This is a genomic window from Cellulomonas sp. Y8 (genome assembly GCF_008033115.1).
Taxonomy (GTDB): Bacteria; Actinomycetota; Actinomycetes; order Actinomycetales; family Cellulomonadaceae; genus Cellulomonas.
This window is the reverse complement of sequence record NZ_CP041203.1, coordinates 2,644,444-2,659,364: the sequence shown is the minus strand read 5'-3', so window position 1 is coordinate 2,659,364 and position 14,921 is coordinate 2,644,444. Positions and strand designations below refer to the sequence as shown.

Annotated in this window: 14 protein-coding genes, 1 tRNA gene and 2 pseudogenes; 8 read left to right on the top strand and 9 right to left on the bottom strand. The window is 75.7% G+C overall.

From position 1 onward, the window contains the following. Window positions 1-3: 3 nt before the first annotated feature. Together FKM96_RS12105 and FKM96_RS12100 are read right to left on the bottom strand one after the other, a co-directional pair. The gene (locus FKM96_RS12105) at window positions 4-1,119 is read right to left on the bottom strand and encodes a hypothetical protein (RefSeq protein WP_147795439.1); all 1,116 of its coding nucleotides are present in this window, start codon (window positions 1,117-1,119) and stop codon (window positions 4-6) included. A gap of 202 nt (window positions 1,120-1,321) precedes the next feature. Next, window positions 1,322-1,615, bottom strand: coding sequence for an MTH1187 family thiamine-binding protein (locus FKM96_RS12100; RefSeq protein ID WP_147795438.1), 294 nt, complete (start codon window positions 1,613-1,615; stop codon window positions 1,322-1,324). Window positions 1,616-1,806: 191 nt separating this feature from the next. On the opposite strand from FKM96_RS12100, the pseudogene FKM96_RS12095 reads away from it, so the two are divergent. Continuing rightward, window positions 1,807-2,184: pseudogene (locus FKM96_RS12095) on the top strand (DUF4383 domain-containing protein); the annotation flags it as partial. 559 nt (window positions 2,185-2,743) lie between these two features. Beyond that, window positions 2,744-2,977, top strand: coding sequence for a hypothetical protein (locus FKM96_RS20710; protein WP_168216820.1), 234 nt, complete (start codon window positions 2,744-2,746; stop codon window positions 2,975-2,977). A gap of 293 nt (window positions 2,978-3,270) precedes the next feature. Here FKM96_RS20710 and rplA read toward each other — a convergent pair whose 3' ends face one another. From rplA to FKM96_RS12070, 5 genes are all read right to left on the bottom strand, one after another. Then, a complete protein-coding gene (rplA, locus tag FKM96_RS12090; RefSeq protein ID WP_147795437.1) occupies window positions 3,271-3,990 on the bottom strand; it encodes a 50S ribosomal protein L1 in 720 nt (239 codons plus the stop codon). A gap of 110 nt (window positions 3,991-4,100) precedes the next feature. Beyond that, window positions 4,101-4,532 carry a 50S ribosomal protein L11 gene (gene rplK, locus FKM96_RS12085; protein ID WP_147795436.1) on the bottom strand — a complete coding sequence of 144 codons (432 nt, stop codon included), beginning with the start codon at window positions 4,530-4,532 and terminating at the stop codon, window positions 4,101-4,103. A gap of 94 nt (window positions 4,533-4,626) precedes the next feature. Next, entirely contained in the window at window positions 4,627-5,439 is an 813-nt protein-coding gene (gene nusG / locus FKM96_RS12080) for a transcription termination/antitermination protein NusG (protein WP_147795435.1), read from the bottom strand. Between the two features lie 71 nt (window positions 5,440-5,510). After that, window positions 5,511-5,795, bottom strand: coding sequence for a preprotein translocase subunit SecE (gene secE, locus FKM96_RS12075; protein WP_246854955.1), 285 nt, complete (start codon window positions 5,793-5,795; stop codon window positions 5,511-5,513). Between the two features lie 114 nt (window positions 5,796-5,909). Continuing rightward, window positions 5,910-5,982: transfer RNA gene (locus tag FKM96_RS12070), tRNA-Trp, on the bottom strand. Window positions 5,983-6,160: 178 nt separating this feature from the next. Between FKM96_RS12070 and FKM96_RS12065 the strand changes: the two genes are divergently transcribed. The 6 genes from FKM96_RS12065 (at window position 6,161) to FKM96_RS12040 (ending at window position 12,404) form a co-directional block, all read left to right on the top strand. After that, window positions 6,161-7,399: a pyridoxal phosphate-dependent aminotransferase gene (locus FKM96_RS12065; protein ID WP_147795433.1), complete on the top strand. Its 1,239-nt coding sequence runs from the start codon at window positions 6,161-6,163 to the stop codon at window positions 7,397-7,399. A 98-nt stretch (window positions 7,400-7,497) separates the two neighbouring features. Continuing rightward, window positions 7,498-8,400, top strand: a complete 903-nt coding sequence (locus FKM96_RS12060; protein WP_147795432.1) for an ABC transporter ATP-binding protein — start codon at window positions 7,498-7,500, stop codon at window positions 8,398-8,400. Beyond that, the gene (locus tag FKM96_RS12055) at window positions 8,397-9,236 is read left to right on the top strand and encodes an ABC transporter permease (RefSeq protein WP_147795431.1); all 840 of its coding nucleotides are present in this window, start codon (window positions 8,397-8,399) and stop codon (window positions 9,234-9,236) included. Before FKM96_RS12060 ends, FKM96_RS12055 begins: the two co-directional genes overlap by 4 nt. 19 nt (window positions 9,237-9,255) lie before the next feature. Beyond that, the gene (locus FKM96_RS12050) at window positions 9,256-10,557 is read left to right on the top strand and encodes a sensor histidine kinase (protein WP_147795430.1); all 1,302 of its coding nucleotides are present in this window, start codon (window positions 9,256-9,258) and stop codon (window positions 10,555-10,557) included. A gap of 80 nt (window positions 10,558-10,637) precedes the next feature. Then, window positions 10,638-11,204 carry a response regulator transcription factor gene (locus FKM96_RS12045; protein ID WP_246855376.1) on the top strand — a complete coding sequence of 189 codons (567 nt, stop codon included), beginning with the start codon at window positions 10,638-10,640 and terminating at the stop codon, window positions 11,202-11,204. 159 nt (window positions 11,205-11,363) lie between these two features. Beyond that, window positions 11,364-12,404: an adenosine deaminase gene (locus FKM96_RS12040; protein WP_147795429.1), complete on the top strand. Its 1,041-nt coding sequence runs from the start codon at window positions 11,364-11,366 to the stop codon at window positions 12,402-12,404. 138 nt (window positions 12,405-12,542) lie between these two features. Here FKM96_RS12040 and FKM96_RS12035 read toward each other — a convergent pair whose 3' ends face one another. Together FKM96_RS12035 and FKM96_RS12030 are read right to left on the bottom strand one after the other, a co-directional pair. Beyond that, the gene (locus tag FKM96_RS12035; protein ID WP_371300421.1) at window positions 12,543-13,526 is read right to left on the bottom strand and encodes a UDP-N-acetylmuramate dehydrogenase; all 984 of its coding nucleotides are present in this window, start codon (window positions 13,524-13,526) and stop codon (window positions 12,543-12,545) included. 229 nt (window positions 13,527-13,755) lie between these two features. After that, window positions 13,756-14,868 (bottom strand): annotated as a pseudogene (locus tag FKM96_RS12030) (MFS transporter); the annotation flags it as partial. Between the last annotated feature and the right edge of the window lie 53 nt (window positions 14,869-14,921).

The window sequence follows — 14,921 nt, the reverse complement described above, 5'->3', positions numbered from 1 at the left end:
GGCTCAGGCGCCGACGGCCTCGCCGAGAGTCGGGCCGTCCTCGCCGAACCGCCACACCCGCCAGCCGTCGGCCGGCCGCTCCAGGTCCGCGGCCGCGGTCGCGGCGCTGCTCGGGTCGGCGTGCACGGTGCCGTCCTCGAGCTCGATGAGACCGTCGACCCGCAGCGTCGCGACCAGGCGCTGGTTGCGGCGCACGCGGTGCCACACGAGCTCCAGGTCCCGACGCTCCGCGGCGGCGAGGGCCTCCAGCTCGGGCAGCGGCTCGGAGGCCACCGCGGTCGCGTCGCCGTCGCGCGGGGCCGGGACGTCGTCGACGACCGGCGGGATGAGCGTGGTCTCGTCGGTGCGCGGCGCCGGCCCGGGCGCGGCGTGCCGGTGGTGCTCGGCACCCTCGGGCGCGGCGGGAGCCCCCGCGGCGCCGGCGCGGTCGGCGGCGCCGGTCCGGACCACCGGCGTCGGGTCGGTGGGCGCCGTCCCGCGGTGGCCGCCCGAGGTCGCCGTGCGGGCCGCGGCCACCGGGACCGCGCCCGTGCGCGGCCCGGGCTCGACCGCGCGGCGCTGCCCGCCGGTGGTGCGCAGCGGGGACACGTCGACGTAGCGGCGCCCGCCGGGGCCCTGGGTCACGCCCAGCCGCAGCACCTCGACGCCGCCGCCCGCGGTCACGTGGTCGACGGCCTCCAGCACGTCCTCCGCGACGTCCGCGCACACCACGACCAGCCGGGCACCCGGCGGCACCGGGCCCTGCGACCGCAGCACGGGGGCACGGTCGCGGAACACGGCGAGCTCGGCCTCGAACGCCTCCGGGCCGCCGCGGTACATCCGCGCCAGGTCCGCGCGGCTCAGCCGGGCGGCGCCGCCCGCGTGCCGCAGCGCGCGCACCAGCGCCGCCTCGTCCAGCAGCTGCACGACCTCGACGACGACCGGGCGCGAAGCCGCGTCGAGCGCCAGCAGGTGGGGGCCGCCGTGGGCGCCCTCGCGCACCGTCAGCACCTGCTCGCCCAGCAGGTCCGACGCGTGCTCCGCCACGAGCGCGGACGAGTCGGCCTCGAACGCGTCGGCCCGGGGCCGCATCGGCTGGACGAGGGTCCCCTGGCCGCCGTCGAGCTCGAAGATCGCCATCAGTCCGCTGCATCCCTTCTCGCGGCCCCCGATCGGACCGCCCCACCGCACCGCACGCACCGCTGCCGGGCGCCCGGCACCGCCGGGCGCTCCACCCCGCGGAAGTCTTCCATCGCCGGGACCGCACCGGGTCCCGGCCCCGCCCATCTGCACGAGATGTCCACGCCGGCGCGTCCCGGCCGCCGGCCGGACGCGCGCGCCGTCACGCGGACAGGTGCTCCTCCAACCGCTCGACCTTGCCCGTCAGCTCACCCGTGCGCCCCGGCCGGATGTCCGCCTTGAGGACGAGGCTCACGCGGCCCGCGTGCCGGCCGACCGCCTCGGACGCCCGCCTCACCACGTCCATGCACTCGTCCCACTCGCCCTCGATCGTCGTGAACATGGCGTCCGTGCGGTGCGGCAGGCCGGACTCCCGGACCACGCGCACCGCGTCGGCGACGGCCTCGGTCACGGACTCACCCGCACCGAGCGGGGACACGGAGAACGCCACGAGCATGCCTCCCACCCTGGTGCACGGGGCGGGGGTCCGTCCAGCCCCCGGACGGGTACGGGGTCCGCGCGGACGGGTGCGGGGCGCTTCACCCGCAGGTCGGACCCATCCGGCCCCGCCCCCGCTCCGAACCCCCACCAGCGCACGCCCCGTGCGCCACGTCAGCGGGGATCGTCACCCCGGGAGGAGAGATCACCATGGGCCAGTCTGCCAACCGCCTCGTCGGCGGGATCTTCGGCGCCGTCTACCTGCTCGTCGGGATCGCCGGGTTCTTCGTCAGCTCCGGCGCGGACTTCGCGGGGACCGAGGGCGGGACGCTGATCTTCTTCGAGGTCAACCCGCTGCACAACATCGTGCACCTGGCGATCGGCGCCGCCCTGCTGGGCGCCGCGCTGTCCTCGGTGCGCGCCGCGCGCGGCGTGAACACCACCGTCGGCGCCGTCTACCTGCTGGTCGGCCTGCTCGGGCTGTTCCTGGTCGGCTCGTCGGCGAACATCCTCGCCCTGAACGGCGCGGACAACGTGCTGCACTTCGCCAGCGCGATCCTGCTGCTCGGCGTCGGCCTGGGCGCCGACCCGCGCCGCCACCGCCCCGACCGCGGCGCGCCGGGCGTGAGCGGGTCGCTCGCCGGCCGCGTCCCCGGGTCCGCGCGGGGGCTGCTCGGCCGCGCGCACGCACCGGCGCGGCCGGCGGGCGGCACCGTCCCGGCGGCGGTCGTGCGGCCGCCCGCCGCTGCGGGACCTGCCCGGGACGCGCACCCCACCGCCGCCGGACGGGGCGGTGCGGTGGCCGCGGGCTCCGGCGCCGCCGTGGGCGCCGATACCGACTCCGGCACCGCCGGCGCCGAGGGCGCGCTCCAGGCGCTCACCCGGCAGTGGGCCTCCCTCGCGGCTCTGGGCCTCGGCCTCGTCGCCTGCGGCGTGGGCGCCGGCCACCTGGTGCACCACCTGCCGGTCGGCGTCGCCCTGGCGACCCTCGGGCTCGTCGCCATCGGCTGGGGTGTCCTGGCGCTGCGCGGGCCCGCCCCGGCGCCCCGCGCGGCCGCCGGCGTCGCACTGGCGGCCGGTCCGGCGGTGCTGCTGAGCTCCCCCGCTGACCGGCACCGCCACGACCGCCGCCGAAGCCGCCGCGCTGGTGCTGGCGCTGGCGGCCGGGATCCTGCTCGCCCTCGGGCAGCGCGCCGGGACCGCCCCCGGGGCCCGTCGGCGCGCGCCAGGCGGCGCCGGCCAGGCGGCCACGCTCGCGGCGGGCGCGCTGCTGGTGGCGCTGGTGACCGTGCCGGGCCTCGCCGCGACGGAGGCGGGCGCGCACGCGGTGCCGCACGGCTCGCACGGCCTGCCCGCCGAGACGGGCCACGCGGGCCACTAGGCACATCCGCCGGGGGGGGCAGCCCCCGGCCCCACGACCGCCGCGCGGCGTCGGCAGGGACGGCTCCCCCGGCGCCGCGCGGCTCACCCGCGCCGCGCGGCGACCCCACCCCCCGGGTCCCCACCCGATTCTCGCGTCCTCCCCCGAACGATCGGGGGGCGGCGCGAGAATCGGAAGGGGACCAGGGCGACGCGCGGGACGCCCGCGCCCGCGGCACACGCCCGCCCGCACCGACGCCGGAGGCCCGGCACCCCCTCAGGGGTGCCGGGCCTCCGCGTACCGGGTGAAATGGCTCAGGCCGCCTCGTCCTCCGAGGTGAGGTTCCGGGTCTTGTTCTGGTCGACCAGGATGCCGGGGCCGTTCGTGGTCGAGATGGTCGCCTTGGTGATGTAGCGGCCCTTCGACGCGGACGGCTTGAGACGCAGGATCTCCTCGAGCGCCGCGGCGTAGTTCTCCACCAGCTGGACGTCGGAGAACGACGTCTTGCCGATGATGAAGTGCAGGTTCGCGTGCTTGTCGACGCGGAACTCGATCTTGCCGCCCTTGATGTCGGACACGGCCTTGGCCACGTCCATCGTCACGGTGCCGGTCTTCGGGTTCGGCATGAGGCCACGCGGACCGAGCACCTTGCCGAGGCGGCCGACCTTGCCCATGAGATCCGGGGTCGCGACCGCGGAGTCGAAGTCGGTGTAGCCCGCCGCGACCTTCTCGATCAGCTCGTCGCCGCCGACCTCGTCCGCACCGGCGGCGCGGGCCTGCTCGGCACGCTCACCGGTCGCGAAGACGATGACGCGGGCGGTCTTGCCCGTGCCGTTCGGCAGGTTGACCGTGCCACGGACCATCTGGTCGGCCTTGCGCGGGTCGACACCGAGGCGCATGGCGACCTCGACGGTCGCGTCGTACTTGGTGGTCGACGTGGCCTGCGCCAGGCGGATCGCCTGCAGCGGGTTGTAGGTGGTGCCGGCCTCGATCTTCTCGGCCGCGGCGCGGTACGCCTTGCTGTGCTTCGCCATCTGCTCTCTCTCCTTCAGCAGTCGTGGTCGTCGGGCCGCACAGGGCCCTGCCACTGGGGCGCCCGCCCCGGAGGTCCCGGGGCGGGCGGTGGTTCAGTCGAGCCGGGGGCTCAGCCCTCGACCTTGATGCCCATCGAGCGCGCGGTGCCGGCGATGATCTTCTCGGCGGCGGCGAGGTCGTTGGCGTTCAGGTCCTCGAGCTTGGTCGAGGCGATCTCGCGGACCTGGTCCGCGGTCAGCGTCGCGACCTTGACCGTGTGCGGCGTGGGCGAGCCCTTCGCGACACCGGCGGCCTTCTTGATGAGCTCGGCGGCCGGCGGGGTCTTCGTGATGAAGGTGAAGGAACGGTCCTCGTAGACCGTGATCTCCACCGGGATCACGTTGCCGCGCTGCGACTCGGTGGCCGCGTTGTAGGCCTTGCAGAACTCCATGATGTTCACACCGTGCTGACCCAGCGCCGGACCGATCGGCGGGGCGGGGGTCGCCGCACCGGCGTTGATCTGGAGCTTGATGAGGCCGGTGACCTTCTTCTTCGGGGGCATGAGCCACCCTTTCTTCTCTCGTGGGCCGACGCCGTGGGCGATGACCCGGTTGCAGTGCTGCGTCCGCGCGCGCCCCGGTCCCGGGGCGGGCGGCTCAGATCTTGGCGACCTGGCTGAACGACAGCTCGACCGGGGTCTCCCGGCCGAAGATGGAGACGAGGACCTTGAGCTTCTGGTTCTCGGGGCTGATCTCGGAGATCGTGGCCGGCAGCGTGTCGAACGGGCCGTCGGTGACGGTGACCGACTCGCCGACGGTGAAGTCGACCTCGATCGGGGCGGCGGCCTTCTGCTGCGGCGCGGCGGTCGGGGCCTTCGCCTCGATCGTCGGCGCCAGCATGGAGAACACCTCGTCGAGGGTGAGCGGCACCGGCTGGTGGGTGTGGCCCACGAAGCCCGTGACGCCCGGGGTGTGCCGGACGGCGCCCCACGACTCGTCGGTGAGGTCCATGCGCACGAGGACGTAGCCGGGGATCCGGACGCGGCGCACGACCTTGCGCTGCGCGTTCTTGATCTCGACGACCTCCTCCATGGGGACCTCCACCTGGAAGATGAAGTCCTCCATGTTGAGGCTCTGGATGCGGTTCTCGAGGTTCGTCTTCACGCGGTTCTCGTAGCCCGCGTAGGAGTGGATGACGTACCAGTCGCCGAACTGCGACTTCAGCTGCGCCTTGAACGCGGCGACCGGGTCCTCGTCGACGTCGACCTCGTCGGACTCGACCTCGTCGGTCTCCTCGGCGTCGTCGGTCTCCTCGACCGGGGCGGCCTCGGCCGCGTCGCCGGAGTCGCCGTCGACCTCGTCCGCGGGCTCGCCGGCGGCCGGGGCCTCGACCGCCTCGACCGACGCCAGGGCGTCGTCGAGCTCGGACTCGGCGGCACCCAGACCGGGCTCCTGCGATTCCTGCGACACGGGCGAACCTGCTTTCTGCTGCGGAAGGTGGTGCTGAGGTGACGTGCGCCCCGCGGGGGCGCCGCGGAGGCTCAGCCCCCGAAGATCCAGAACGTGGCGCGGCCGATGCCGAAGTCCACGACGGTCACGAACGCCATCACGACGGCCACGAAGACCAGCACGACGCCGGTGTAGGTCACCAGCTCGGAGCGGGTCGGGCGGACGACCTTCTTGAGCTCCGCCACGACCTGGCGGACGAACAGGGCGATGCGGGCGAACAGGCCGCGCTTCTTCTCCGGGCGAGCGGCCTTCTTGCCGCCGGTCCGCTCCGCGGGCTCGCCCGCGTCGGACGCCGCCACGGGTGCCGAGTCGCTCACCTGATCGATTCCCCTACGTCTCGCGACGCCGACCGTCGCCGGGCGCCTCATGTCGTCCGGCGGCCGCGCCCCGGGAGGTCCCCGGGGGAGCCGCGCGGTCCGTGACCACACGCGCAGGGCAGGCGAGACTCGAACTCGCAACCGCCGGTTTTGGAGACCGGTGCGCTACCAATTGCGCCACTACCCTACGGCGGCGGCGTCCTGGTGAGCCTCCCTCGCGGGCGCGGCTCATCATGGTGGACGTCAACCACCGAGGGACCACTGTACGCGACGCGCGGGCCGGGGTCGAACCGCCCCTGTGGGCGACCTGCCCGCGCCGCCTCGCCTCGGACGCGCACTGCAGCCGCGCCGCCCGGTCTGCGAGGATGGCGGGCGTGAGCGCGCCCGCCCCCGCCCAGCCCGCCCAGCCCCGCCGCGTGTCCGCCCGCGTCGGGGGCATCGCCGAGTCCGCCACCCTGGCGGTGGACGCGAAGGCCAAGGCCCTCAAGGCCGCCGGCCGGCCCGTGATCGGCTTCGGCGCCGGCGAGCCGGACTTCCCGACGCCCGACTACGTCGTCGAGGCCGCGGTGGCCGCCGCGCGCAACCCCGCGAACCACCGCTACTCCCCCGCGGGCGGGCTGCCCGCGCTCAAGGAGGCGGTCGCGGCCAAGACGCTGCGCGACTCCGGCTACGCGATCTCCCCCGCCGACGTGCTGGTGACCAACGGCGGCAAGCAGGCCGTCTACCAGGCGTTCGCGACCCTGCTCGACCCGGGCGACGAGGTGCTGCTCCCGGCCCCGTACTGGACCACCTACCCCGAGGCGATCCGCCTGGCCGGCGGCGTGCCCGTCGAGGTGGTCGCCGGCGTCGACCAGGGCTACAAGGTCACCGTCGAGCAGCTCGAGGCCGCGCGCACCCCGCGGACCAAGGTGCTGCTGTTCTGCTCGCCGTCCAACCCGACCGGCGCGGTGTACTCGCCCGAGCAGACCGCGGAGGTCGGCCGCTGGGCGCTGGAGCACGGCATCTGGGTCGTCACCGACGAGATCTACGAGCACCTCACCTACGACGGCGCGGTGGCGACGCCGATGCTGTCCGCGGTCCCGGAGCTCGCGGACACCACCGTCGTGCTGAACGGCGTCGCCAAGACCTACGCGATGACCGGCTGGCGGGTGGGCTGGCTCGTCGGACCGTCGGACGTCGTCAAGGCCGCGACCAACCTGCAGTCGCACCTGACGTCCAACGTCGCCAACGTCTCCCAGCACGCCGCGATCGCCGCGCTCACCGGCGACCTGTCGGCCGTCGCCGCGATGCGCGAGGCGTTCGACCGCCGCCGGCGGACCATGGTGTCGATGCTGGCGGAGATCGACGGCGTCGTGATCCCCGCGCCGGAGGGCGCCTTCTACGCCTACCCCGCGGTGCACGGCCTGCTCGGCCGCACGTTCCGCGGCGTCACCCCGACCACGTCCGCCGAGCTGGCCGCGCTGCTGCTCGACCAGGCCGAGGTCGCGGTCGTCCCCGGCGAGGCGTTCGGGCCGAGCGGGTACCTGCGGCTGTCCTACGCGCTGGGCGACGCCGACCTGGCCGAGGGCGTCGGGCGGATCCAGGCGCTGCTCGCCGAAGGCTGACGCACCCCGGCTGACCCGCCAGTCCACCGATCGGTGGACGGGCGGTCCCGTCCCCCGGTCGTCCCGCCGGGCCGCTGCCCTCCGCGAGGCTGGCTGCCATGGACGACAGCGACCTGGCGGTCCGGGTGACCGGCCTGCAGAAGCGGTACGGCGAGAAGCGCGCCGTCGACGGGCTCGACCTCACGGTGGCCCGCGGCGAGATCGTCGCCGTGCTCGGCCCGAACGGGGCGGGCAAGACGACCACCGTCGAGATCCTCGAGGGCTACCGCCGGCGGGACGGCGGCGACGTCCGCGTCCTCGGCGTCGACCCCCAGACCGCGGGCCGCGAGTGGCGCGCCCGGATCGGCATCGTGCTGCAGGGCACGAACGACCTCGCCGAGGCGACGGTCTCCGAGCTCGTGCACCACTTCGCCCGGTACTACCCCGACCCGCGGGACCCCGAGGAGGTCATCGACGCGGTCGGCCTGCGCGAGAAGGCCCGCACGCGCAGCCGGCAGCTGTCCGGCGGCCAGCGGCGCCGGCTCGACGTCGCGCTCGGCATCGTCGGGCGGCCCGAGCTGCTGTTCCTCGACGAGCCGACGACCGGCTTCGACCCCGAGGCCCGGCACGCGTTCTGGGACCTGGTGTCCGGGCTGCGCGACGGCGGCACGACGATCCTGCTGACCACGCACTACCTGGAGGAGGCCGAGCACCTGGCCGACCGGGTGGCCGTCGTCCGGTCCGGTCGCGTGGTCGCCGTCGACACCCCGGCCGACCTCGGCGGGCGCTCGGCGCGCCAGGCGGTCGTCCAGTGGAGCGAGGGCGGCCAGGTCCGCCGCGAGCAGACCGACGCCCCGACCGCGGTGGTCGCGGCGCTCGGCGCCCGGCTCGGCGGCGAGGTCCCCGCCCTGCAGGTCGTCCGGCCGACCCTCGAGGACGTCTACCTCGGGCTGATCGCGGCGGACGAGGACACCACCCCGGCGGCTCTGCCCGCCCTGGCGACGACGGAGGCCGCGCGATGAGCACCACGACCCTGGACCGGCCCACGGCCGGCCGGCTGCCGGGCACCCTGCGCCTCGGCGTCGACCGGGCCCGCTACGAGATCCGCGGGTTCTTCCGCGAGCGGGACGCGATCATCTTCATCTTCGCGTACCCGATCATCATGCTGGCGATCTTCGCGACGGTGTTCGGCCAGGACGGCGCCGAGGTCGCGGACGGCGTGCCGTTCGCGCAGTACTTCCTGCCCGGGATGATCGCCACGGGCGTGCTGCTGTCCTCGTTCCAGTCGCTGGCGATCTCGATCCCGGTCGAGCGCGACGAGGGCGGTCTCAAGCGGCTGGGCGGCACGCCGCTGCCGCCGGCGGCGTACTTCCTGGGCAAGGTCGGCCAGGTGCTCGTGGTCTCGGTCGTGCAGGTCGCGCTGCTGCTCGCGGTCGCCGGCCTGGTGTTCGACGTCGACATGCCGGACGCCTCCGGGTGGGCCACGTTCGCCTGGGTGTTCCTCCTCGGTGCCGCCGCCGGCGCGGTGTGCGGGGTCGGGTTCTCGTCGCTGCCCCGGTCGGGCCGGTCCGCGAGCGCCGTGGTCACACCCGTGGTCCTGGTGCTGCAGTTCATCTCCGGCGTGTTCTTCGCGTTCTACGACCTGCCGTCCTGGATGCAGCAGGTGGCGTCGGTGTTCCCGCTCAAGTGGATGGCCCAGGGCATGCGGTCGGTGTTCCTGCCGGACGAGGCGGCCGCGCTGGAGCCGTCCGGGTCGTGGCAGCACGGCGCGACCGCGGCGGTCCTGCTGGCCTGGCTGGTCGTCGGCCTCGTCGTCGGGGTCCGGACGTTCCGGTGGCGGCGGCGTGACGACGGCTGAGCTGCGCCACACTGGGCCCGTGACCAGCGACGCGCGACCGGGGGACGGGGCTGCGGCCCCGGCCCCCGGCGGCGCGCGCGCAGAGGCCGAGCGGACCCTGTTCTGGCGGCGCGCCCTCGCCGGCTGGGACGCGGCGTTCTACGCGCTCCTGGCCATCAGCGCGATCTCGATCCTCACCGTCGCGGACACGTTCCCGCCGGACGGGGGGACCTGGGCGGCGCTCGGCGGGCTGACCCTGCTGCTGCTGGCCTACGTCCTCGTCGGTCGCCGGGGGGGCGCCCAGGCCGGCGTCCGGCTCACCCGGGCCTACCTGGTCGTGCTCGTGGTGGTGGTCTCGCTGTGCAGCGGGGTCAGCACCATCGGCTCGATCCTGCTGTTCGTCGGGTTCTCGCAGGTGTGGTTCTTCGCGGCCTCGATGCGGGAGGGCGTGGTGGCGTCCGTCGTCCTGGCGGTCGCCTCGTGCGCGGCGATCGCGACGGCGGCGTTCGCGGCGGGCGAGGACCCCACGGCGCGCGACCTGGTGGTGCTGGGCGCGCAGATGGCCGTCGGCCTGATCTTCTCGCTCGCGCTCGGGGTGTGGATCACCCGGGTCGCCGAGCGGTCCGAGGAGCGGGCCTGGCTGCTGGAGCAGCTGGAGTCCGCGCAGGCGCAGCTCGCCGCGAGCAACCACGCCTCGGGCGTCCTCGCGGAGCGGGAGCGGATGGCGCAGGAGATCCACGACACCCTGGCGCAGGGGTTCACCAGCGTCGTGATGCTCGCGCAGACGGCGCAGGCCCAGCTCGACGCCGGGCGCGCCGACCAGGCGCGGGACCGGCTCGACCAGGTGGAGCGGGTCGCCCGCGAGAACCTGGCCGAGGCCCGCGCGCTCGTCGCGGCGTTCGGGCCCGCCGCGCTGGCGGACGCCACGCTGGCCGAGGCGCTGGAGCGGCTCGCGGAGCGGTTCCAGGCGGAGACCGGGGTCCGGGTCGAGGTCGCCCTCGGCGACGCCGGCGCCCCCGACCGGGACACCGAGGTCGTGCTGCTGCGCGCCGCGCAGGAGGCGCTGGCGAACGTCCGCAAGCACGCGGGCGCGCGGCGGGTGCTGCTCCGGCTGGTCCGGGACGACGGGGTGCTCGCCCTCGAGGTGCTCGACGACGGGCAGGGGCTCGCCCCCGGCACCGCCGAGGGCGTGGGGCTGCGCGGGATGCGCGCGCGCGTCACCGCCGGCGGCGGGACGCTCGACGTGGCCGGGGAGCCCGGCCGCGGGACGCGGGTGCGGCTGGCGATGCCGCTCCGCGACGAGGACGGGCCGCTCGGCGACCCGGGGACGGGGACGGCGTGACCGCGCACGAGCAGGGCACGACGGCGGTCCGGGTGCTGGTCGCGGACGACCACCCCGTGGTGCGGTCGGGGCTGGTCGGCATGCTGACCGTCGAGCCGGACGTCGAGGTGGTCGGCGAGGTCGGCGACGGGGCCGCCGCGGTCGAGGCCGCGCGGGTGCTCCGCCCGGACCTGGTGCTGATGGACCTGCGGATGCCGGTGCTGGACGGCGCCGCGGCGACCGCGCGGATCGTCGCGGAGGTGCCGGGCGTGCGGGTGCTCGTGCTCACCACCTACGAGACCGACGCCGACATCCTGCGCGCCGTCGAGGCGGGGGCCACCGGCTACCTGCTCAAGGACACCCCGCGCGACCAGCTCGTGGCCGGCGTGCGCGGGGCCGCGCGGGGCGAGTCGGCGCTGTCGCCGTCGGTCGCCTCCCGGCTCGTGCAGCAGATGCGCGGCGAGGGCGAGCGGCTCACGGCGCGCGAGCTCGAGGTCCTGGCGGGGGTCGCGCGCGGCCTGTCGAACGCCGCCGTGGGCCGGGAGCTGTACATCACCGAGGCGACCGTGAAGACGCACCTGCTCCGGGCGTTCGCGAAGCTCGGCGTCGACGACCGGACCCACGCGGTGACGGTCGCCATGCAGCGGGGCCTGCTCCCGGCGCCGTGACCCCCCTCCCCCCTCCCCCCCCGCCTGCCGAGGTCGAGGGTTTCGCGTGGAACCGCCCGCGCAACCCCTCGACCTCGACGCGAACCCTCGACCTCGCGCCGGCGGGGCGCCGGCGCGGCGGAGGGGGCGGGGCGCGCGGGGATCAGGCAGACTCGCCGGGTGCGCGACCTGGCCCTGCTCCCGAAGGCCCACCTCCACCTGCACTTCACGGGGTCGATGCGCGTGCAGACCCTGGGCGACCTGGCGGCCGAGCGCGGCGTCCGGCTCCCGGCGACGCTGCTCGACGGCGAGGGCCTGCGGGTCCCGGCCGACGAGCGCGGCTGGTTCCGGTTCCAGCGGCTGTACGACGCGGCGCGTGCGTGCGTCCGCGGCGAGGCCGACCTGCGGCGGATCGTCCGCGAGGCAGCGACCGACGACGCCGCCGAGGGCTCGGGCCGGCTCGAGATCCAGGTCGACCCGACGTCGTACGCCCCGCCGGTCGGCGGCATCACGCCCGCGCTGGAGATCGTGCTGGACGAGGCCCGGTCGGCGAGCGCGGACCTGGGCGTCGAGGTCGGCGTGGTCGTGGCGGCGTCCCGGATGCGGCACCCCCTCGACGCCCGGACCCTCGCGCGGCTGGCCGCCCGGTACGCCGGCGACGGCCCCGGCGAGGTGATCGGCTTCGGCCTCAGCAACGACGAGCGCCGCGGCGACACCCCGGAGTTCGCCCCGGCGTTCGCGATCGCCCGCCGCGCGGGCCTGGCGTCGGTGCCGCACGGCGGCGAGCTGCTCGGCCCGCCGCACGTCGAGGACGTCCTGGAGGCGCTGGCGCCCGACCGGCTCGGCCACGGCGTGCGGTCGGCGGAGGACGGCGCGCTGCTGCGCCGGATCGTGGACCGCGGGATCGCCCTGGAGGTGTGCCCGGCGTCGAACGTGTCGCTCGGGGTCTACCGCCGGGCCGAGGACGTGCCGCTGCGCCGGCTCGTCGACGCGGGCGCGACGGTGGCGCTGGGCGCGGACGACCCGCTGCTGTTCGGGTCCCGGCTGGTCGAGCAGTACACGACCGCGCGCGAGGTCCACGGGTTCACCGACGCGGAGCTGGCGGACCTGGCGCGGGCGTCGATCCGGGCCAGCAGGGCCTCCGACGGCACGAAGACCCGTCTGCTGTCGGGCGTCGACGCCTGGCTAGCCGCGGACCCGGTTGCGCAACCCGCAGGTTGACCAACCGCGGCCGCACAGACGCCGAGACGGCAACTCTCGACTGTGTCAGGCACCGGCCGCACAGCCGAGAGTTGCCATCTCGGCGAGAGGGGTCGGCGAGCGAGGGGTGCGGGCACGGGCGCGGCTCGCACCAGGGCGTCAGAGATCGGCGCCCACCAGGACCGGCTCCGGCTCGAGGGTGAGGCCGAAGCGCTGCGCCACGCCGTCCCGGACGGTGCGCGCCAGCGCCAGCAGGTCGCCCGCGTTCGCGCCGCCGCGGTTCGTCAGCGCCAGCGTGTGCTTGGTCGACAGCGCCGCCGGGCCCGGCAGGCCGTAGCCCTTCGAGAACCCCGCCTGCTCGATCAGCCACGCCGCGCTGGTCTTCACCAGACCCTCGCCTGCCGGGAACCGCGGGGCGTCCTCGGGCAGCTCGGCGGCGTCCGCCTCGGTCAGCACCGGGTTGGTGAAGAACGAGCCGGCCGAGCGCGTGTCCGGGTCGGCCGGGTCGAGCACCATGCCCTTGCGCGCGCGCAGGGCGAGCACCGTGGCGCGCACCTCCGGCAGCGGCGCACGCTCCCCCACCTCGATGCCGAGGGCCCGCGCGAGCTCGCCGTACCGGATCGGCTCGGACAGGTCGGCGACGCGCAGCTGGAAGGTCACGTCGAGCACCACGTACCGCGGGGTCGGGAACCAGGGGGCGCCGGGGTCGGCCTCGTCGGGCAGCGCGCGCATCGACCGCTTGAGCAGCGACGTCCGGTAGCCGAACTGCAGGTCGACGACGGGCAGCGTGCGCGCCCGGCCGCGCACCCGGTCCCAGACCCGCACGGTCGCGATCGTCTGGGACACCTCCTGGCCGTAGGCGCCGACGTTCTGCACCGGCGTCGCGCCCGTCGACCCGGGGATGCCGGACAGCGCCTCGATCCCCTTGAGCCGGTGCGCGGCGGCGTGGGCCACCACGTCGTCCCACGGGGTGCCCGCCGCGGCCGTCACGGTCACGCCGGCGCACGCCGAGTGGTCGGGGGTCGTCAGGTCGCGCCGGACGTCCCGGACCACGAGGCCGTCGAAGCCCGCGTCCGACACCAGCAGGTTCGACCCGCCGCCGAGCACCAGCAGCGGGACGCCCTCGGCGTCGGCGGAGCGCACCGCGTCGATCAGCTCGGCCTCGGTGGTCGTCTTCCACGAGCCGGCTCGCGGGCCCGCCCACCCCGAGGGTGGTGAGCTCGCTGAAGGTCGCGGACTGGACGTCGGTGGTCACGGGACGAGCGTAGGCCGCTCCGCGGGCTCCTGCCGCGCCGGTGCCGCGGCGTTCACCGAGCAGGCCGACGACGATCGGCACCGCGATCGCCAGCAGCGCGTGCCGGTAGCCGACCTCGTGGGCGAGCAGGCCGAGCAGCGGCGGGCCGGCGAGGAACGCCGAGTAGCCGATCGTCGACACGACGGACACCCGGGCGGCCGCGCGCAGCGGGTCGTCGCTCGCCGCGCTCATGCCGACCGGGAAGCCGAGCGCCGCGCCCATGCCCCACAGCACCGCGCCGACGAGCGCCAGCCACAGCAGGTCGTCCGGCACCAGGCCGAACACCAGCAGACCGACCAGCGCCAGGCCCGCGCACAGCCGCAGCACCGCGACCCGGCCGAACCGGTCGAGCAGCGCCGTGCCGAGGAACCGCATGACGGTCATCGCGGTGACGAACACGCCGAACGAGATCGCCCCCACCGCGTCGGACCTGTCGAAGCCGTCGACGACGGCCAGGCTCAGCCAGTCGTTGCCGGCGCCCTCGGTGAGCGCCGCGGCGAGGACGACCAGGCCGATGAGCAGCGTGCGCGGCTCGAGCCACGCGGCGAACACGGACCGCGGGGCGTGGGCGGCGTGCTCGCCGTCGCCGGCCGGCGCGTGCTGCCCCGCCGGCAGGAACGACCGCACGGCCACCAGGACCGCGATCGACGACAGCAGCACCGCGACCGGCACGTGCACCTGGACCGGGACGTGCGCAGCGGCCACGACGGCGGCGATCCCGGCGGCGACCACGGTGCCCAGGGAGAACCCCGCGTGGTAGCGCGGCATGACGGTCTTCCCGAGCTTCTGCTCGACGATCGCGCCCTCGAGGTTCATCGCCGCGTCCCAGACGCCGGTGCCGACGCCGAACACGACCAGGCCCGCGGCGGTCACGACCACCTCGCCCAGCGCCGCGCCGAACGTCGCGATGGTCAGACCCGCGGCGTTGAGCAGGGCGAACCCGGCGACCGCCTTGACCGCGCCGATCCGGGTGACGACGAGTCCGGAGAGCGGCAGCGCCACGAGCGAGCCGCAGGACCCGACGAGCAGCAGCAGGCCCATCTGCGCCTCGGACAGCCCGAGCGCGTCCCGGACCGCGGGCAGCCGCGCCGCCCAGCTGGAGAAGTTGAACCCGGACAGGGCGAAGACCACGAACACGGCCACCGAGGCGGTGCGGACGGCGGCCGGGGCGGCCGGGGCGGGGTGCGTCATCGCGAGGCTCCACGGGGGTCGTGCGGGTCGGGGTGGGGATCGGGGCGCGGCGG

Bases quoted from the DNA above. Each gene is read 5' to 3' on its own strand.
- FKM96_RS12105 (WP_147795439.1), bottom strand. From the start codon at position 1,119: ATGGCGATCTTCGAGCTCGACGGCGGCCAGGGGACCCTCGTCCAGCCG.
- FKM96_RS12100 (WP_147795438.1), bottom strand. From the start codon at position 1,615: ATGCTCGTGGCGTTCTCCGTGTCCCCGCTCGGTGCGGGTGAGTCCGTG.
- rplA (WP_147795437.1), bottom strand. From the start codon at position 3,990: ATGGCGAAGCACAGCAAGGCGTACCGCGCCGCGGCCGAGAAGATCGAG.
- rplK (WP_147795436.1), bottom strand. From the start codon at position 4,532: ATGCCCCCGAAGAAGAAGGTCACCGGCCTCATCAAGCTCCAGATCAAC.
- FKM96_RS12065 (WP_147795433.1), top strand. From the start codon at position 6,161: ATGGCGGGCGTGAGCGCGCCCGCCCCCGCCCAGCCCGCCCAGCCCCGC.
- FKM96_RS12060 (WP_147795432.1), top strand. From the start codon at position 7,498: ATGGACGACAGCGACCTGGCGGTCCGGGTGACCGGCCTGCAGAAGCGG.
- FKM96_RS12055 (WP_147795431.1), top strand. From the start codon at position 8,397: ATGAGCACCACGACCCTGGACCGGCCCACGGCCGGCCGGCTGCCGGGC.
- FKM96_RS12045 (WP_246855376.1), top strand. From the start codon at position 10,638: ATGCTGACCGTCGAGCCGGACGTCGAGGTGGTCGGCGAGGTCGGCGAC.